Annotated in this window: 13 protein-coding genes; 3 read left to right on the top strand and 10 right to left on the bottom strand. The window is 70.5% G+C overall.

Going from position 1 to position 17,734, the window contains the following annotated elements:
- From QO011_RS00895 to QO011_RS00880, 4 genes are all read right to left on the bottom strand, one after another.
- Positions 1-696, bottom strand: a complete 696-nt coding sequence (locus QO011_RS00895) for a response regulator (protein ID WP_307266503.1) — start codon at positions 694-696, stop codon at positions 1-3.
- Positions 697-750: 54 nt separating this feature from the next.
- Entirely contained in the window at positions 751-1,419 is a 669-nt protein-coding gene (locus QO011_RS00890) for a Spy/CpxP family protein refolding chaperone (RefSeq protein ID WP_307266500.1), read from the bottom strand.
- A 136-nt stretch (positions 1,420-1,555) separates the two neighbouring features.
- Positions 1,556-2,104, bottom strand: a complete 549-nt coding sequence (locus tag QO011_RS00885) for an ActR/PrrA/RegA family redox response regulator transcription factor (RefSeq protein ID WP_307266497.1) — start codon at positions 2,102-2,104, stop codon at positions 1,556-1,558.
- A 152-nt stretch (positions 2,105-2,256) separates the two neighbouring features.
- On the bottom strand, positions 2,257-3,582 hold the full coding sequence (locus QO011_RS00880; RefSeq protein WP_307266495.1) for an ActS/PrrB/RegB family redox-sensitive histidine kinase: 1,326 nt from the start codon (positions 3,580-3,582) through the stop codon (positions 2,257-2,259).
- Between the two features lie 338 nt (positions 3,583-3,920).
- Here QO011_RS00880 and QO011_RS00875 point away from each other — a divergent pair, with 338 nt between their 5' ends.
- Entirely contained in the window at positions 3,921-4,889 is a 969-nt protein-coding gene (locus tag QO011_RS00875; RefSeq protein ID WP_307266492.1) for a complex I NDUFA9 subunit family protein, read from the top strand.
- Positions 4,890-4,896: 7 nt separating this feature from the next.
- On the opposite strand, the gene QO011_RS00870 is transcribed toward QO011_RS00875, so the two are convergent.
- Both QO011_RS00870 and QO011_RS00865 read right to left on the bottom strand, forming a co-directional pair.
- On the bottom strand, positions 4,897-6,777 hold the full coding sequence (locus tag QO011_RS00870) for a polysaccharide pyruvyl transferase family protein (protein ID WP_307266489.1): 1,881 nt from the start codon (positions 6,775-6,777) through the stop codon (positions 4,897-4,899).
- A gap of 21 nt (positions 6,778-6,798) precedes the next feature.
- Positions 6,799-9,333, bottom strand: a complete 2,535-nt coding sequence (locus QO011_RS00865) for a polysaccharide pyruvyl transferase family protein (RefSeq protein WP_307266486.1) — start codon at positions 9,331-9,333, stop codon at positions 6,799-6,801.
- Positions 9,334-9,793: 460 nt separating this feature from the next.
- Here QO011_RS00865 and QO011_RS00860 point away from each other — a divergent pair, with 460 nt between their 5' ends.
- Positions 9,794-11,911 carry a polysaccharide pyruvyl transferase family protein gene (locus QO011_RS00860; protein ID WP_307266484.1) on the top strand — a complete coding sequence of 706 codons (2,118 nt, stop codon included), beginning with the start codon at positions 9,794-9,796 and terminating at the stop codon, positions 11,909-11,911.
- Positions 11,912-11,914: 3 nt separating this feature from the next.
- On the opposite strand, the gene QO011_RS00855 is transcribed toward QO011_RS00860, so the two are convergent.
- Positions 11,915-12,715, bottom strand: coding sequence for an undecaprenyl-diphosphate phosphatase (locus QO011_RS00855; RefSeq protein ID WP_307266481.1), 801 nt, complete (start codon positions 12,713-12,715; stop codon positions 11,915-11,917).
- Positions 12,716-12,887: 172 nt separating this feature from the next.
- On the opposite strand from QO011_RS00855, the gene QO011_RS00850 reads away from it, so the two are divergent.
- Entirely contained in the window at positions 12,888-13,646 is a 759-nt protein-coding gene (locus QO011_RS00850) for a C40 family peptidase (RefSeq protein WP_307266478.1), read from the top strand.
- On the opposite strand, the gene QO011_RS00845 is transcribed toward QO011_RS00850, so the two are convergent.
- The 3 genes from QO011_RS00845 to QO011_RS00835 all read right to left on the bottom strand — a co-directional run bounded on the left by QO011_RS00845 (position 13,586) and on the right by QO011_RS00835 (position 17,565).
- The gene (locus QO011_RS00845; RefSeq protein ID WP_307266476.1) at positions 13,586-14,998 is read right to left on the bottom strand and encodes a cytochrome P450; all 1,413 of its coding nucleotides are present in this window, start codon (positions 14,996-14,998) and stop codon (positions 13,586-13,588) included. The two genes, QO011_RS00850 and QO011_RS00845, sit on opposite strands and share 61 nt — an antisense overlap.
- Positions 14,998-16,269, bottom strand: coding sequence for a hypothetical protein (locus tag QO011_RS00840; RefSeq protein WP_307266473.1), 1,272 nt, complete (start codon positions 16,267-16,269; stop codon positions 14,998-15,000). The genes QO011_RS00845 and QO011_RS00840 overlap by 1 nt, the downstream gene beginning before the upstream one ends.
- A 201-nt stretch (positions 16,270-16,470) precedes the next feature.
- Complete coding sequence (locus tag QO011_RS00835; protein WP_307266470.1) at positions 16,471-17,565, bottom strand: acyltransferase family protein; 1,095 nt, start codon at positions 17,563-17,565, stop codon at positions 16,471-16,473.
- Positions 17,566-17,734: the final 169 nt, after the last annotated feature.

Below are 17,734 nucleotides of genomic sequence, written 5' to 3'. Positions count from 1 at the left end.
CTACTCGTCCTGGCGCTTGGCGAAGACGTAGCCGGCGCTGCGCACGGTGAGGATGCGCCTGGGGTGCTTGGGGTCGTCCTCGATGCCGGCGCGGATGCGGGAGATGTGCACGTCGATCGACCGGTCGAAGGCCTCGAGCTCCTCGCCCTTGACCAGGTCCATCAGGCGCTCGCGGTTCAGCACCCGGCCGGCATTCTCGGCCAGGGCGACGAGCAGGTCGAACTGGTGGCTGGTCAGCGGCCGCTCCTCGCCGTCGATGCGCACCATGCGCGAGCCGCGGTCGATCTCGAGGCGCCCGAAGCGCATCGGCTCGGTCTCGTCGCGCGTTCCGCCGCCGCGCCGGCGCAGGATGGCGCGGATGCGCGCCAGGAGCTCGCGCGGGTTGAAGGGCTTGGGCAGGTAGTCGTCGGCGCCGATCTCCAGGCCGACGATGCGGTCGGTGTCGTCGCCGCGGGCGGTCAGCATCAGCACCGGCACGTCGGACCTGGCGCGCAGCAGCCGGCAGACCTCGAAGCCGTCGATATCGGGCAGCATGACGTCGAGGATCAGGGCGTCATAGGCGCCGCGCTCGGCCGCTGCCAGACCGTCGGCGCCGGTGTGCCGGCCGTCGACGGCGAAGCCGGCGGCCGTGAGATAGTCGGAGACCATGGCGGAGAGCCGCGTGTCGTCGTCAACGATCAGAAGCCGTTCCGCCATGGTGTCCCGTCGAGTCCTCAGCCGGGGATCGCGTTCCGAATCCGCGGCGGAAGCTTAGCCGTTATCCGGCTTGTCGTCGCCGGGGCCGTTATCCCGACCGGGTCCGCCCGGTCCATCGGGGCCGTCCGGTCCGGGCCGCCCGTCGCGCGGCCCGTGCCGCCAGCCGTCCGGACCCTGCCGCCAGCCGTGCGGGCCGCCGGGCCGCCATTGCTCGAGGCGGTCGGCGAGCTTGACGCGCTGCTCGGGCGTCAGCACGTCCGCCGCGTCGAGCAGGGTGCCGACCAGCGCCTTGGAGCGGGCGTCGATCGCGGCGATCTGATCGGCGCGCAGCTTCTCGATGGCGGCGCGGTCGAGCGTCGGCGCCCTGAGCAGCTCAAGCGCCTGCTTGCGCAGCTCCATATGCCTGGCCGGGTCCGGCGCCAGGGCGTCGAAATTCTTGGCGACGATGTCGTGGATCTTCGATTCCTGGTCGGACGAGGCGCCGATGGCGTCGAGGGTGCGCAGCACGAAGCCCTGGATGCGCTCGAGGCGCGGGCCCTTGTGCCAGCCGAAATGGTCGGGTGCGGCGGCCGCGGCCGCCAGGCCGCCGGCGCCGAGCGCCACGCCTGCGACCAGCGCGCCGCCGACGAGGGCGCTGCGCGGCCAGACGAACCGGCGGGGCCTGGCGGGCGGGGCCGTCATGGCCGGATCCGGGGCGGCGGCAGAGGGGTTCAACTCACTCATCGTCATCTCCTTCGCGGCAGCGTCGGACGCTGCGTTGGAGGCAGACTAGGCCGGCGAGGTTTCGGCAGATGTCGGGCAATGTAAAGAAAGGTGAAGCAATGGCGGCGCCCGGCGGGCAGGCTGCCGCCCCAGGCCTTCAGCGCGGGGCCCGCTTGGCCAGGATGCGCTGCAGCGTGCGCCGGTGCATGGCCAGGCGCCGCGCCGTTTCCGAGACGTTGCGGCCGCACAGCTCATAGACGCGCTGGATGTGCTCCCAGCGCACCCGGTCGGCCGACATCGGGTTCTCCGGCAGGTCGGGCTTGTGGCCGGGATCGGCCATCAGCGCGGCATGGATCTCGTCGGCATCGGCGGGCTTGGCGAGATAGTCGAAGGCGCCGAGCTTCACCGCCGTGACCGCGGTGGCGATGTTGCCGTAGCCGGTGAGGATCACCGCGCGCGCATCGGGGCGCCTGGTCTTGAGCCGCAAGATCACGTCGAGGCCCGAGCCGTCGGCGAGCTTCATGTCGATGACGGCATAGGCCGGCGGGGCGCTTTCCACCCGGGCGATGCCGTCCGCGACGGTGTCGGCCGTGGCGACGACATAGCCGCGCGCCTCCATGGCGCGAGCCAGGCGCTGCAGGAAGGGCTTGTCATCGTCGACGATCAGCAGGGAGGGGTCGGGCAGGCTCGAGACGGCAGGGGTCATGACGCGGGCACTCCATCGCCGGCAGGCGAAGCATGGGCCGGATCGCTCCGGGTATTGGCGGGCGAGTCACCGACCCGCTTTTCCAGGCAAGCTCTCATGCCGTGACATATAGACGCAACAGTTGCGGATTTCATCGGGGAAACCGGTCGCCGTCAAACACGATCGTCGGTCATGGTGTTTCCCCGCTCGAACAGCTCGCGGCTCCAGTCCAGGCGCACCACCGCGCCGGTCTGCGGCGGCGGGCGGTTGGCGAGCGCGATGGCGGCGCCGGAGCGCTCCAGCAGGGTCTTGGCGATGAAGAAGCCGAGGCCGAGGCCGCCGCCGGGCTGGCCGACCGCCCAGGGCTTGCGCCGGCTGATATAGGGATCGCCCAGCCGGCCGATGATGTCGTTGTGGAAGCCGGGCCCGTCGTCGCTGACGACGATCGACACCGTGCCCACGTCCCATCTGGCCGCGATCGCGACCTTGGTGGCGGCAAAGTCCACCGCGTTCTCGACGATGTTGCCGAGGCCGTAGAGCAGGCCGGCATTGCGCGCCGCCGCGGGCTCGTTCTGCCGGTCGCCCTCCAGCGTCACCGTGATGTCGATGCCGAAATCGCGGTGCGGGGCCACCACGTCCTCGATGATGTGGGAGAGGTCGAGCAGGCTGAACGGGGCCGAGCCCTCCTGGCCGAGCGAGGAGAGCTTGCCGAGGATCTCGCGGCAGCGCTGCACCTGGCTGCGCAGCAGACGGACGTCCTCGGCGAACTCGCCATGGCCGGCGATGCCCGCCTCCATCTCCTTGGCCACCAGGGCGATGGTGGCGAGCGGCGTGCCGAGCTCGTGCGCCGCCGCGGCGGCCAGCCCGTCGAGCTGCGACAGATGCTGCTCGCGCGCCAGCACCAGCTCGGTGGCGCTGAGCGCGTTGGAGAGCAGCCGCCCCTCCTCGGCCACCCGCCAGGCGTAGACGCTGATGAAGGCGATGCCGAGCAGCACCGAGGCCCACATGCCTGTCACGAACAGGAAGGGCAGGTCCATGTGCTGGCCTGGGAACCAGGGCAGGGGCAGGTGCCAGCTGGTCAGCAGCGTGGCGCAGACCATCGCCAGCAGGCCCAGCGCCAGGGTCAGCAGCGGCGGCAGCGACGTCGCCGAGATCAGCACCGGCGCCAGGAACAGGAAGACGAACGGGTTCTGCATGCCGCCGGTCAGGGCCAGCAGCAGCGCCAGCTGGATGATGTCGAAGGCGAGGAAGGCCGCGGCCTGGAACGGGTCGATGCGCTGCGTCGCGGGATAGCGCAGCCCCAGCACGATATTGACGCAGGCCGAGGCGCCGATCAGCACCAGGCAGGTCGCCAGCGGCACGGGAAAGCCGAAGCCGAAATGCACGCCGAGCACGGCGAAGGCCTGGCCCACCACCGCCATCCAGCGCAGCCGGATCAGCGTGCCGAGCCGCAGCGTGCGCAGCGGAAAGTCGGCTTCGGCGGCAAGAACGGACGGCATGGCTTGTCCTGGGCAGGTATCCGCAGATACGTGCGCTGCGCTTTGCGGCCGTCATGGCCGGGCTCGTCCCGGCCATCCACGCGAACGCGACGTCCGCCGGTGTTCGCGTGGATGGCCGGATCAAGTCCGGCCATGACGGATCGCCTCACTTATCCCCGGACGGCGCCTAAGCGCAAATCGCGCCCTTCGCCATAGGGATGATGCGGCGATGCCGGCCGCGGACGGCGCCGCCGCGGCACGCCGGCGGTCCGTCGGGTGCGCTGCAGCACACCCCTATACAGCTCCGCGGGCCCGCGCTAAGGAACCGGGATCGGAACACGTTTGCGAAGGTGAGCGGCATGGTGGCGGTCAGCGATCGGCTGGTGACGGTGTTCGGCGGGTCCGGCTTCATCGGGCGCCACGCGGTGCGCGCCCTCGCCCGGCGCGGCTACCGCATCCGCGTCGCCGTGCGGCGGCCGGACCTGGCGCAGTACCTGATGACGGCCGGCGCGGTCGGCCAGGTCACGGCGGTGCAGGCGAACCTGCGCTATCCCGACTCGGTCGAGGCGGCGGTCGAGGGCGCCGACGCCGTGGTCAACCTGGTCGGCATCATGCACCAGCGCGGCCGCAACAGCTTCGAGGCGGCCCAGGCCTTCGGGGCCGGCGCAGTGGCGCGGGCGGCCAAGGCGGCCGGGGCCGCCGCCCTGGTGCATGTCTCGGCGATCGGCGCGGACAAGGCCTCGGCCTCCGCCTATGCCGTCAGCAAGGCCAAGGGCGAGGAGGCGGTGCTGGCCGCCTTTCCGCAGGCCGCGGTGCTGCGCCCCTCCGTGGTGTTCGGACCGGAGGACGATTTCTTCAACCGCTTCGCCGCCATGGCGCAGATCTCGCCGGTGCTGCCGCTGATCGGCGGCGGCGAGACGAAGTTCCAGCCGGTGTTCGCCGGCGACGTGGCCGAGGCGATCGCCGCCGGGGTCGACGGCCGCCTGGCGCCGGGCACGACCTATGAGCTCGGCGGGCCGGACGTCATGAGCTTCCGGGAAGTCCTGGAGTTCGTGCTGAAGGTGACGCAGCGCTCGCGCATCCTGCTGCCGCTGCCCTTCGGCGTCGCCGGGCTCCTTGCCCGCGTCGCCCAATATGCGCCCAAGCCGCCGCTGACGCCCGGCCAGGTGACGCTGCTGCGCTCGGACAATGTCGTCTCGGCCAAGGCTGCGGCGGAGAAGCGGACCCTCGAGGGCATCGGCATCGCCCCGGCCTCGGCCGCGGCGGAAGTGCCGGCCTATCTCTGGCGCTTCCGCAAGGCGGGGCAGTTCGAGAAGATCACGGCCTGACGGGGCGTCATCCCCGGGCCGCCTCGCGATAGCGCGGCTGCACCGGGAAGGGCGCCGCGTCGAGGAGGGCCAGGGCGTCGAAGGGCCTGGTCGCGCGCTCCGTGCACAGGCCGGCGAGGTCCGCTCCCACCGCGTCGAGCCCTGCGAGGTCGAGCGGCGCCTGCGCCGCGATGCCCAGCACCGCATAATGGTCAAGGAACTTGGTGCCGTCGCCCGGCAGTGCCTTGCCGGCCGAGGACAGGGTGCACCAGCGCGTCGGGATGCCATAGGCCTGGGCCGCGATCAGGCCGTGCAGCGAGGTGGAGAGGATCGCCTCGCATTCCAGCAGCTCGCGGATGAAAGCCTCGATCGCCTCGTAGCCGATGCGGCGGATGTCGATCTCGTGCACGCCCTCGAGGCGGAGCGGCGCATCGGCGTGCAGCACGTGGCGCACGAGGCCGAGCCGGTGCTTCTTCGCCGGCCTCGGATCGTAGATCAGCGGCAGCAGCAGCGCGGGGTCGCCGTAGATCTCCGGCACCGAGCCGCCGGAGCGCAGCACGAGCTCGCGGGTCAAGGGACCGCGCACGGCGCGGTAGTCGGCTTCGGGCGACAGCGTGTCGGTCATGCGCGGCGTGCCGGCGCCCCAGACCGGCGTGCCGGCGCGCGCGAACTTGACGACCGAGCCGATCGCCAGGGTGCCGCCCGCGGCGAAGAGCGGCGGCAGGCCGGACAGCTTCTCGACGATATAGGGATTGAGCACGTCGCCGAAATTGCCGGGATAGGGCGTCTCCATCCACCACAGCTTCGGGCGCTGCTCCGGCGAGAGGCTCATGCGGCGGGCCCGCTTCTCCAGGGCCAGGCGGAAGCGGCGGCTGGCGATGAAGCCGGCTTCGCCGTCCCGGCCGAGGCCGGCGAGCCGGTCCAGCGCCTGCTCGGCCGCCGGGATGTCGCCGGCGCCGAGGGCAGCCTCGACGGCGCGCCGGACCTCGGCGGCGGAGGCGCGGGGGCGGAACAGCTTCGAGACGGCGCGCACGAGGCGGGGCAGCCGCCGGCGCCGGGCCTTCAGGCGGGTCAGCGCCTCGGCGGTCACCGTGTCGTCGGGCGCGAGCTCGCGGGCCTTTTCCAGGAAGACCTGCGCCTGCGCCCGGCGGCCGGCATTGAGCGCCTGCGAGGCATAATGGTGGAGATAGGCCCGCTGCCGGGTGGTCGAGGCGAGCGGGGGCGCGTGCTGCTCGACCCGGCGGATGAAGCCGGAGACGTTGCCGCTGGCGCCGAACAGGAAGCAGGCCTCGGGCCCGGCCGGCCGGCCTTCCCGGGCGACGAGGTCGCTCGCCAGGATCTGCACGCTGAGATGGCCTTCGAAGGTGCGCCAGGCCTCCTCCAGGAAATAGTCGTCGGTCGCCCGGGCGTCGGACCGGCTCTCCAGCGCGGCGAGATGGGCGAGGAAGGCGCGCGTGCGCGCCGTGGCGTTGAAATGCAGGATGCCGGGGTGGAACGTGCGGGGGTGGATGGCGGCGTCGAACTCCCTGAGGTCGACGAAGTCGCGCAGGAACGCCGCGAAATCATGTCCGCCCTGCGCCAGCGCGTCGGGGAAGCGCAGGATGCGCGTGTCGGCGTCGACCCACAGGATGCCGTCCGGGTGCTTTTCGAGCATCCGGACGTAGAACGGGATCTTGAGCCGGCAGATATCGGCCCAGTCGCGATCGGCGACGCCGTCCATTTCGACGATGTCATGGTCGAGGTCGTGCGCCTCGCAATCGCCTCTCAGCCTCTCGGCCGCCTCCCGGTAATAGGCCGGTCCGCAGTAGAAACTCACAATCGTCGGCTTGCGGTGCCCCATCGCGGCTCCGGTATGGACATCGGTGCCGGCGCTGGGGAGCGCCGGCCGGCAGGCGGTGCCCGGCCGCATCGGGCCGGGCGCGTCGCGGCGTCAGCCCGGCAGCACGGTCAGGTCCTTGACGCAGAACGAGATCTGGTGCGAGGCCAGCGGGTGGGAGGGCTGGGCCAGGGACCGGGGCGTGCGGGCATTGCGCGCCTGGAAGGTCAGCGCGATCGGGGTCTTGTCGTGGTTCGTCTGGACGGCGAGGCGAAGATCGAGCGCCGTCTCGTTGCCCCGCGGCCATTCGGCGGTCGCGGCATAGGAGCCGTTGACCAGGATCCTGACGCTTTGCGGCCGCCGGAACAGCGCCGGATTGAAGGGCTTGAGCTGCAGCGCGACGATGACGCGCTTGCCCGACTCGGTGTCGGGCACCGTGGTGCGGATCTCCGACTGGTTGCCGAAGCCCCAGCTTCCGTCGGCCGAGCTCGGCAGGAAGTTCTCGTACTCGATCTGCGGCTTCGGCGCGGCGGCCACGAGCGTGAGGGCGCCGTTGGCGGCCTTGTCCTCCCGCACCGGCGGCGGCAGCACCGGCGCCGGTTGCGGCTCGGGCTGAGGCTTGGCCTGCGCCACCGGTTTCGGCGCCGCCGCGGACTTGCCGGCCGCGGGCTTGCGGCCCGACAGGACCATCATCTCGCCTTCGGGGAAGGTATCGAGATAGGCGTCGAAATCGAGCTTCGGCAGCTCCATCGGCTCGGCCCTGAGCGCCTCGTGAAGGGTGTCGAAGCGCTTCACCTGGTGGCGGCCGGTGCCGTAGTAGTAATCGTAGAACTTGAGGTCGTCCTCGCCGCCGATCGGCACGTGCCAATAGGCCGGGATGCCCAGCGCCTCGGCGAAGATGACGCCGTGCAGGGAGCTGGAGACGACGACGTCGGCGCCGAGCAGCGCCTCGACCATGCCGAGCGGGGTGCAGTCGACCGAGACGAAGCTGTCGGAATATTCGGGATATTCGCGCCGGAACAGGAGGTCGTCGCGGTAGTGCGGCACCACCCTGATCCCGCCAGGCCGATAGTTGGGCGAGGCCTTCCAGGCGGCGATCTCCTTGGCGTAGAGCCGCGGCACCAGGCAGCCCGGATCGAAGAAATGCCGGATCTTCGAGATGTCGATGCCCGAGCGCAGCAGCACGCCGAGGGTCAGCGGCCCGCGGCAGGCATAGGCGTGGAGGTGCTTGACCGAGGGGTCGAGCTCCATCTTGGTGCCCTTCGCGCCGGTGCCCCAGACGATGTCGCCGTCGCGCGCGGTATGCAGCACCGAGCCGATGGTCAGGATCTTGCGCTCGTCCTTGCCCGGCACCCGGACGCGGCCGCCCGTCAGCCGCTCCACCGTTTCGGCGGCGGCGATGTCGCCGAAATTGCCGATCTTGAAGTTGCGGTTGCCGAACTGGCCGTCGAACTTCTTGCCGGCGGCGTTCCACCAGAACACCGGCAGAGACACGTCGGCCTTGCCGTTGGCCTTGGCCGGGCTCGCAGCGGCGGGCGCCACGGTGGCCGGGACGGTCGCCACGGTGGCCGGGACGGTTGCCGACGCCGGGCGATCCACCGGCGACATCGACTCCAGCACGTCCTGCAGGCCGACCGTGGCGACGGCGCAGAGCTCGTCGTTGATGCCGAAGGAGATCAGCAGCTTATCATCGGCCTGCACGAACCCGCAGGGGTAGACGACCTTGTGCACCTCGGGATTGAGGCGGGGCATGCTGAAATGGTCGCCGATCGGGTTGGGCACCTCGAACGGGCGCCGGGACGCCTGCGTGACCTTGAACGGAGACTCCAGGTCGAACTTGTAGAAGCAGGCCTGGTAGATGCGCCCCTTGGTGGTCTTGTAGCTGGAATGGGCGATGGTCAGGAAGTCCTCGCCGTGGCGGATCGGCTGGGCGCTGCCGCGCAGCACGCCGTAGAACTGGTTGTACTCGCTGTCCCAGAGGCTCTCCGACGCATTCTTGCACGTCACCACGTCCGGGTCGCTCAGATCGACCGCCAGCACATGGTGCGGATAGATCGCGTAGATCGCCCAGACACCTTTGTCGTTCTCGAAGAACATCCAGTTCTTCTCGACCGAGCGGCGCTCCAGGTCGGTGACCACCTCGCGCGCCGGGCCGACCGGGCGCAGGCCGTCCTCGGACATCTCCTGCAGGAACTGGTGGTTCTCCGGCTTGTTGGCGCCGTCGTTCCACAGCATGTAGATCTTGCCGCCGAGGCGGAAATAGCGCGGGTCCGCATGCCAGGTCAGGGCCCGCTCGTTGAGCTCGCTCCTGGAGGCGAAGGTGACGATGTCGGACAGCGGCGTGACGCTGTTCCGGACGACCTTGAGGTTCTTGGTCAGCCGGCACGTCGCCAGGCGGCGGATATTGTGCTCCTCGTCGACGACGCGATAGGCCAGGGCATATCCCTGGTCGGTGGCGACCATCGTCGGATTGAAGACGCGGAACTTGATCCTGCCCGGTTTGGCCGCGCCTTCGGCGTCGGTTTCGGAGTCGGTGGCGGCATCGTGGTCGGGCGCGGCGGCGATGGTGCGCTTCCAGGCGCTGGGCACCAGGTCCGAGCTTCTGAACAGTTGAAAATTCTCGTCAGTGACCGTCTTGGTGGACGTCATTGCGTTCTCCGAAACATCAAGCAAGTCTGATAAATCGATCGTCTTCCAAAAGCGGAGCCCCGGGCTCCGGCGCGCATCGGATCGGCGCCGCGGGGCGCGGGCCGTCGAGACTGGCGCCGCCGCGTCTCGTGCGGGCGGCCGGGGGAAAGCTTCGTCTGGTCGCGCGTCGCACGGTTTCGATGATGGTCCTCGATGATGCGGCAGGGAGCGCCGACGGTGCCCGCATCTTTATGCCGCAATTGCGTCGACGCTGCCAGCGGATCGAGGCCTCTGGATGACGCTGCGGCATCGACGACGGATCCGGACGCGGCCGGTCGGGGCTGTACCCGGCGCTCCCGCCGTGCCATGAGGACGGCATGAACCGTGCTGACTGCACTGACTGCGCTGAGCGTGCAGAAAGAACCGTCGCGCCGGCCGGCCGACGCCTGCCCCTCGGCGAGACCCGCCCGGGGGCGGTGGGATGAGCGGGGCGCTGCGCCGCCTGGTCGCGCAAGCGGGCGTGATTCCGCTCGCCTGGGGCGCCGCCAAGCCGGGCGGCTGCCTCAATCTCGGCGACGCGCTCAGCCCGTTGCTCGTGACGCTGGTGTCGGGGCTCGCCGTCCGGCGCGCCCCTTTCGAGGGCGACGCTCCGCGCCTGGCGGCCGGCGGCACGATCGGACAGGCGCTGCGGGGCGGGGGCGTCAGCTTCTGGGGCACGGGATGCTCGCCCTGGCAGGATCCGTCCGCCCCGGCGCACGAGCAGATCCGCTTCCGGCTGCCGGAAGGCCTCGATCGCGATGTCGCCGCCACGCGCGGCCCGCTCTCGGCGGCGCTGATGGGCATCCCGCCGGGCAGCCGGCCCCATGGTGACCCGGTCTTCCTTCTGCCCCGCTTCCATGCCGCGGCGGTGCCCAAGCGCTGGGACCTCGGCGTGATCGTGCACGTCTCCGAGCTGTCGGCCCTGACGGCGGAAGCGAGCGTCTGGGAGGCGCATCGCCGCTACCGCATTCCCGCTGACATGCGCGAGCACGTCGTGATGATCAACACGCTCGTCCCCGCCTCGGCCGAGGGGGTGAGGGCCAAGCTCGACACGATCCTGGCCTGCCGGCGGCTGGTGTCGACCAGCCTCTACGGCCTGGCTCTCGCGGAGAGCTACGGCATTCCCTGCTTGTATTTTTCGCCAGAGCCGGCAGGCGGCCTGGCCAGTCGGGCGCTCGACCCCGACGCGGCGATGGATGCCCGCATCGTCGACCTCTATGCCGGCCTCGGCCGACGGGCCATCCCGGTCTACGGCCAGGACCCGGGCACCGAGACCGACTGGGCGAAGGTGATGCGCGCCGTCGACACGGCCTGGCAGCCTTCGGCGCCCGATACGGATGCGCTGCTCGCGGCCTTTCCGCTCGAGGTCGCGCCGATCGCGCCGGAGGCGGGACGGACGGTCTGGGACGATCGCCGGATCGCGCGGCTGTTCGCCGAGGCGGCAGGGCCGCGGCGCGGCAGCGGTCTGCGCGGCTGGCTGGCCGCCGGGGCGCTGCACGGCAAGCGCGTTGCCGGTGCGGTGGCCCGTTCGCGCCATCGCGCCGCGCTGGCCCCGCGCGAAAGCCGGTCACCTCTGGCGCGCCTGCGCCCGGCCTTGCCGGCGCTGCCGCTCGCCTGGTGCTGGACCAAGCCGGGAACGCCGTTCGCCAATCTCGGCGACGCGCTGAGCGCGGTGATCGTCTGCGTCATGTCGGGACGACCGATCGCGCGCACGAACTTCCACCGCGATGCCGAGCGGCTGGTGGCGGTCGGCACGATCGCGCATGCCATGAAGTTCGGCACGGTGCATCTGTGGGGCACGGGCCTCGACGCCACCCGCAACGCGGTGAATCCGGAGACCAGGCGCTATGTCCGGCCGCCGGACACGGTGTTCCGGGTCCACGCCGTGCGCGGGCCCCGGACGGCCGCGGTGCTGCGGGCCGAGGGCATTGCCGTGCCCGAGGCCTATGGCGATCCGGTCTGGTTCCTGCCCCGGATCTTTCCGATGGACGGCGTGGAGAAGACGCACGAGCTCGGGGTGATCCTGCACCTCAGCGAGCTGGAGCGGCAGACGCCGGAGGCCGGGGCGCAGGCGGCGTTCCGGCGCTACCGCATCCCCGAGGCGCTCGCCGGCAAGATCCGCATCATCAACACGTTGAGCGCGCCGACGCTCGAGGCGCTCCGGGCCAAGACGCGCGAGATCGCCGCCTGCCGCCGGATCCTCTCGACCAGCTTCCACGGCATGGTCATCGCCGAGGCCTACGGCATACCCTGCGCCTGGTTCGCTCCCCATGGCGACGGCCCGGTGACCCTGGACGCCAGGGATTCGGATGCGATGATGGACCATCGCCTGCGCGACTTCTATTCCGGCACGCGGCGGCCGCGTTTTCTCGCCTATGGCCAGGACAGGGTGGAGGAGACCGACTGGAAGGCGGCGATCGCGGCGATCGATGCCGGCCATGTGCCGGCCGACGTCGACCCGACCGGCCTGTTCGAGGCCTTTCCGGTGCCGCACGCCGTGAGGCTGGAGGATCCCGTCTGGCCGCTGCCGCTGCGTGCGCTGGCGAGCCTCAGGCTCTGAGAGCTATCCCCAGATGTAGAGCGCCGCCAGGCCGAGCACGCCGACGATGATGCGCCACCAGCCGAACACGGCGAAGCCGCGCTTGGAGACGAAGTCGAGCAGGCCCTTGACCACGAACCAGCCGGAGATGAACGCGGCGATGAAGCCGACGGCGATCAGGGTGCCGTCGCCGAAGCTGATCGTCTTGTAGCTCTTGGCGAGGTCGAAGACGAAGGCGCCGAACATGGTCGGCATGGCGAGGAAGAAGGAGAACTCCGCTGCCGAGCGCTTGTCGGCGCCGAGCAGCATGGCGCCGACGATGGTGGCGCCCGAGCGCGACACGCCGGGGATCATCGCCAGGCACTGGAACAGGCCGATCTTGAAGTAGGTCGGCAAGGACATGACATAGGCGTTGGCGAAGCGCTTCTGCAGTGGCATCTCGTCGATGGCGATCAGCACCAGGCCGCCGGCGATCAGGGCGTAGCAGACGATGTGCACGTTGAAGAGATAGTCCTTGATGAAGCCGTGCAGCAGCGCGCCGATCACGGCGGCGGGCAGGAAGGCGAGCAGCACGCCGATGACGAAATGCTGCGCCTCCCTGTCGTGCGGCAGGGCGACGGCGATGCGCCACAGCTTCTCCGCATAGACGGCCAGCAGCGCCAGGATGGCGCCGAGCTGGATCAGGATCTCGAAGCTGTTGCTGCCCTCGAACTTCAGGAAATGCGCGGCGAGCAGCAGATGGCCGGTGGAGGAGACCGGGATGAACTCGGTCAGGCCCTCGACGATGCCGAGGATGATGGCTTCTGCCACGTCGAAGAGGGTCATGGGAGCTCCCGTCCGGCGAATCGCTGCGACCATGCATAGCCAAGCTTGGGCCGCGCCGTAACGCGCCGTGTGCGGGCTTGCACCAAATTCGTAGGAAATCCATGCCAGTCTGGCGGCGTTTCGGCAGGGGCGCCGGCAATCCGGGCGTGAGGTTCACATGTCGGGGCGGCACTTGGACAGGATCGGCGGCTGGGTCGCCACGATGCTCGACCGGCCCATCAAGGGCTACGAGCCCTCGACGCCGCCCGATGCCGCGGCGCTCGCCGCCGCGCTGCGGCCGGCCGACGTGATCCTGGTCGAGGGCAACAGCCGCGTCTCGGCGGTGATCAAATACCTGACCCAGTCCACCTGGTCGCATGCGGCGATGTATGTCGGGCCGATCGCCGGCCGGATGACGGCCGAGGGCGAGCCGCATGTCCTGGTCGAGGCCAATCTCGGCGAGGGCGTGGTCACCGCGCCGCTGTCGAAATATCGCGAGGCCCACGTGCGGGTCTGCCGCCCGGTGGGGCTCACCGCGCCGGACCGGGCGCGGGTCGTGGCGCATATGCACGACCATGTCGGGCTCGACTACGACGTCAAGAACGTCACCGACATGCTGCGCTACCTCGTGCCGCTGCCGGTGCCGACGCGCTGGCGGCGGCGGATGATCGCCATGGGCTCGGGCGAGCCGACACGCACGATCTGCTCGACGCTGATCGCCCAGGCCTTCGAGAGCGTGCGCTACCCCATCCTGCCGCGCATCGAGGCCTCGGGCGACTATTCCGCCCGCGAGATCCTGCACATCCGGCACCATTCCCTGTTCGCGCCGCGCGACTTCGACCTCTCGCCCTATTTCGCCGTGGTGAAGCCGACGATCGAGCGCGGCTTCGACTATCGCAGCATGGTCTGGGGCGACGATCCCGCGGCCGCTGCCGAGGGCGTGGCGTCGTAGGCCGGCTCGGCGCGCTCGCGCGGGGCGCGCCGGCGCACCAGCAGGCGCACGCCGTTCTCGGAGCGCAGCGTCAGGCGCGCGACCGGCTCGGGCGTGTGGCCCGGCACCAGCGCGAACTCGAAGCGGCGCACCAGGCTCGCCAGCACCAGCGTCGCCTCCTGCAGGGCGAAGGCCGCGCCGATGCACACCCGCGGCCCCTGGCTGAAGGGCAGGTAGGCGCAGCGCGCCGAGGCCTCGCCCGCCGGGGTGGAGAACCGGTCGGGATCGAACTCGTCCGGCCGCTCCCAGAGCTCGCGGTGGCGCTGCACCAGCCAGGGCGAGATGATCACCGTCTCGCCCGCCTCGGCGGTCTTGTTGTAGACCGGGCAGCGCTCGCTGGCGTCGCGCAGGAGGAAGGCGACCGGCGGGTAGAGCCGCAGCGCCTCGCGGAACACGTCGCGGCAATAGGCGAGGCGCTTCATGTCGGAAAAGCGCGGCTCCCGCTCGCCGAGCACCGCCTCCGCCTCGGCCAGGAGCTTGTCCTGGATGTGCGGGCAGGCGGCGATGAGGTAGAGCGACCAGGCGAGGCCGCTCGCCGAGGTCTCGTGGCCGGCGAGGAACAGCATGGCGATCTGCTCGGCCAGCTCCCAGAAGGCGAAGGGCGTGCCGTCGTCGGGATCGCGCGCCTCCAGGAGAGCGGCGAGGATGTCGTTGGTCGGCGCCCCCGCGGCCTTGGCCTGGTGGGCGTCGTAGCGCTGGCGCACCAGGCGGTCGAGGATGACGCGGATGCGGCGGGCGGCGCGGGCGGCGCGCCAGCGGGCTCCGGGCATCAGCCAGGCCGGGATCCCGGCGATGCGGGCGATGCCGTAGGCGTAGGCGATCTCCTGGAAGCGGGTGAAGGAGGAGAACACGATCTCCGCCTCCTCGCGTCCGAAGGTGGTGGAGAAGATGGTGCGGAAGATGATGTCGGCGGCGATATGGGTGGTCTCGATGTCGATGCCGATCTCGCGCTGCTCGGCGCCGACGAGGGCGTCGAGGCGCTGCTCCATCGCCTGCGTCGCCGCCAGCATCTGCGGGAAGACGTCGCGGATGCGGGCGTTCTCGAAGGCGGGGTCCATCATGCGGCGCTGGCGACGCCACACCTTGCCCTGGCTGACGAAGATGCTGTTGCCGATGAGGAGCTGCAGCATCGTGCCCATCAAGAGGCTCTTGGGATATTTCTCCGCATCCTCGGTCAGGATGCGGCGGACCTCCGCCGGCTCGTTCAGCATGTAGTAGAAGCCGCGCAGCGACCACACGCGCCCCGCCTTCATGGAATAGGCGCGCTCGAACAGCACCGAGATCCCACATTTGCGCGCCTTGATCAGGCGCATCAGGGCATTGTGTTTCTTCTTGGGTGGCTTCGGGTAAGGCGGGGTGAAACTGGCCATGTCTTGAAGAGGCGGAACCTGTCGAAATTCTCCGCGCTGTCGAGTGCCTGAAAGCGATCGCCGAGGCTCAATCTTCCGGCGGTGATCGCGAAGTAGTCATAGTCGCCTTTGTGGTCGGACGCCATGAGGTATTGGAAATGCATGGCGTGCCAGTCGTGCTTGGCGTCGGCGTAGCGGGAGGCGTCGAACAGCCGGGCGAAATGCGGGTTGACGAGCTTGGGCCGGGCGGCCGCGCCGGAGGGGGGCAGGCCGATCGCCCGGCCCGGATCGGTGAGCGGGAAGCAGGCGGGATCGGGCGGAGCGCTGAAGTCGATCCAGGTGAGGCCGGGGCAGGCCTTCAGGCTCGCCACCTCGGCGCGGAAGGCGGCGGCGGCCGGATGCAGTCCGAGCAGCGGCAGGGTCTGGCCGAGGGTGAGGAGGGAGAGGCGGCCGAGGGCGGCGGCGTCGAGCCGCGGCAGGGCCCGCGCCACGGCCGAGGCGGCGAGCTGCGAGCCGATGCTGTGGCCGACCACCAGCACCTCGTCCTGGCCGGGATCGGCGGCGGCCGCGGCGATCAGGTCGGCGAAGCGGTCGAGCCGTTCCTCCAGGCCGGGGATGCGGCCGAGCGCCTGCAGCGCGGTGAAATGGGTGATGCGGGCGATCCAGAACGGGTGCGTCCTGGCCTCGACCCGCCGGCGCAGCCACCAGGCCCCGGCGATGCAGGGGGGGTAGGCGAGGGCCGGCGCCCACCAGGGCGCGCCGAACAGGACCGGCAGCAGCGGCACGACCGCGGCGATCAGCACCAGGACGAGGGCGAGCACCGTCGGGACGGTGATGGTGATGCCGATCGGCCAGGAGGTGCGCAGCACGGCCAGCCACTGGCCGTTGACGAGGGTGCGCCAGGCCGTCGCCGCGATCTGGCCGAGCAGGGCGGCGTCGCCGCGGGCCCAGTGGCGGCGCATGATGTTGTCGTAGCGCAGGAAGTCGTAGGTGATGGCGACCGCCTCGCCGGCGATCGGCTCGCCGCCGGCGATGGCCCGGACGGTCCAGGAGACCACGTCCGGCACCGCCGTGCTGCGCGGTCCGACTGCGATGCCGAGGCCGTTGTGCCTGTCCTGCCGCGCCGCCTGCTCGCGATAGAGCGCGTGGTAGCGGCCCGGCCCGGCCGGGTCGAAGCCGGAGATGTAGAGGACGCGGCGCGTCCTGACGGGCGCGGGAGGGGTGGGCTCGGGCATGCGGTCTCTTCGGCTCGGCAGGCTTTCTCGAACCTGCTTACACTTCGTAGTCCGAGCAGACTTGATCTTGCATGGAAAATGCAAAATCAAGTCGTGGCCGAAGCCACGAAAAGCTGCTTGGCGCAGCGGCCGCAGCCCGCGCCGACAGAGTCTTAGGCAGATTCCGCCGGCCGTGCCAGGCCCCGCCCCGACCCGCGCAGCCTATTCGGCCGCCACCATCGCCAGGCGCTCGCGCGGCACGGCGGGGCGCTTCGGCGCGATCCAGGCCCAGGCCGGGCGCTCGAACAGGAAGCGCAGCGGCCCGCCCTTCACCACCCGGTGCAGGATGAGCGGCAGCACCACCGAGACGGCGGTGATGAGGAGGGAGAGCGTGCCGAGGTCGTCGATCACGCCGAGCTTGAGCAGCACCGTGCGCAGGAAGGCCATCGGCACGAAGAAGGCGAGATAGACGACCAGGGAATGCTGGCCGCAATACCGCAGCGCGCCGAGCCAGTTCACGGCGCTGAGCAGCACGCCCGTGGTGATCACGGCCAGGGCGCCGACGAGGCCGAGCAGCAGGCCGACCACCGGGGCATGGGCGATGCCGGCCTGGACCAGGAGGCCGTTGACGAGGCCCCAGAGCGCCAGGCCGCCGAGAGCGAGGCGGCGATGGCGGTCGACCAGGTCGGCGAAGCGGAACACGTATTCGGCGGCATAGGTGCCGGCCAGGAAGAACACCAGGCGCTCGCAGAACTCGTCGACCATGAACAGGCCGCTGTCCTGCAGGAAGGCGCTGTCGCGCGGCCAGGCCTGCAGCAGCGCCGCCGCGCCGAGCACCAGCACCGGCGGCAGCGGCCGCACCAGCTTGGCCAGCACGAAGAAGATCGGCAGCATGTAGATGAACCACAGCGTGCCCGGCGGGTCCCAGACGGCCGACAGCAGGTCCCAGCCGGCGCCGGCGGGATCGCCGGCCTTGTAGGCCGGATAGACGTCCTTCATCGCCCACTGGATGACGACCCAGAGCACGTAGAAATACAGGAAATGCACCACTTTCCGGTCGAGATAGGTGCGCCAGTCGCGGCCGATGACCCGCGCCAGGAACAGGCCCGAGATCAGGAAGAAGTCCGGCATGCGGAAGGGCCGGGCGAACTCGATGGCGGCGTTGAGCCAGCTCACCGTGCCGGCCGCCTTCTCGACGCCGAGCGTGGTGTGCATCATCACCACCATGATGATGCACAGGCCCTTGGCATAATCCACCCAGGGGACGCGCCCCTCGTCCCGGGCCGGGACGTGCATGCCGCTCTGTGCCTTCGTCATCTGCGCTCCTGTCCCGGTCAGGGATGCTAGGGTCGGGATGTCGAAGCAATCGCAATCCGCGCGCCGGGAGGGCTGCGGACGGCGCGGGGCGGCGGATTCCCGGCGGTGTGGTAAACGAAGGGTTGATGCGGCGGCCGGCCCTGAGCAGCTTCTCGTGGCCTCGGCCACG

The organism is Labrys wisconsinensis (assembly GCF_030814995.1).
Taxonomy (GTDB): domain Bacteria; phylum Pseudomonadota; class Alphaproteobacteria; order Rhizobiales; family Labraceae; genus Labrys; species Labrys wisconsinensis.
This window is presented reverse-complemented; position numbering and strand designations above follow the sequence as displayed.

Coding starts and splice junctions, on each gene's coding strand:
- QO011_RS00895 (WP_307266503.1), bottom strand. CDS start 696: ATGGCGGAACGGCTTCTGATCGTTGACGACGACACGCGGCTCTCCGCC.
- QO011_RS00890 (WP_307266500.1), bottom strand. CDS start 1,419: ATGAGTGAGTTGAACCCCTCTGCCGCCGCCCCGGATCCGGCCATGACG.
- QO011_RS00885 (WP_307266497.1), bottom strand. CDS start 2,104: ATGACCCCTGCCGTCTCGAGCCTGCCCGACCCCTCCCTGCTGATCGTC.
- QO011_RS00880 (WP_307266495.1), bottom strand. CDS start 3,582: ATGCCGTCCGTTCTTGCCGCCGAAGCCGACTTTCCGCTGCGCACGCTG.
- QO011_RS00875 (WP_307266492.1), top strand. CDS start 3,921: ATGGTGGCGGTCAGCGATCGGCTGGTGACGGTGTTCGGCGGGTCCGGC.
- QO011_RS00870 (WP_307266489.1), bottom strand. CDS start 6,777: ATGCGGCCGGGCACCGCCTGCCGGCCGGCGCTCCCCAGCGCCGGCACC.
- QO011_RS00865 (WP_307266486.1), bottom strand. CDS start 9,333: ATGACGTCCACCAAGACGGTCACTGACGAGAATTTTCAACTGTTCAGA.
- QO011_RS00860 (WP_307266484.1), top strand. CDS start 9,794: ATGAGCGGGGCGCTGCGCCGCCTGGTCGCGCAAGCGGGCGTGATTCCG.
- QO011_RS00855 (WP_307266481.1), bottom strand. CDS start 12,715: ATGACCCTCTTCGACGTGGCAGAAGCCATCATCCTCGGCATCGTCGAG.
- QO011_RS00845 (WP_307266476.1), bottom strand. CDS start 14,998: ATGCGCCTGATCAAGGCGCGCAAATGTGGGATCTCGGTGCTGTTCGAG.
- QO011_RS00840 (WP_307266473.1), bottom strand. CDS start 16,269: ATGCCCGAGCCCACCCCTCCCGCGCCCGTCAGGACGCGCCGCGTCCTC.
- QO011_RS00835 (WP_307266470.1), bottom strand. CDS start 17,565: ATGACGAAGGCACAGAGCGGCATGCACGTCCCGGCCCGGGACGAGGGG.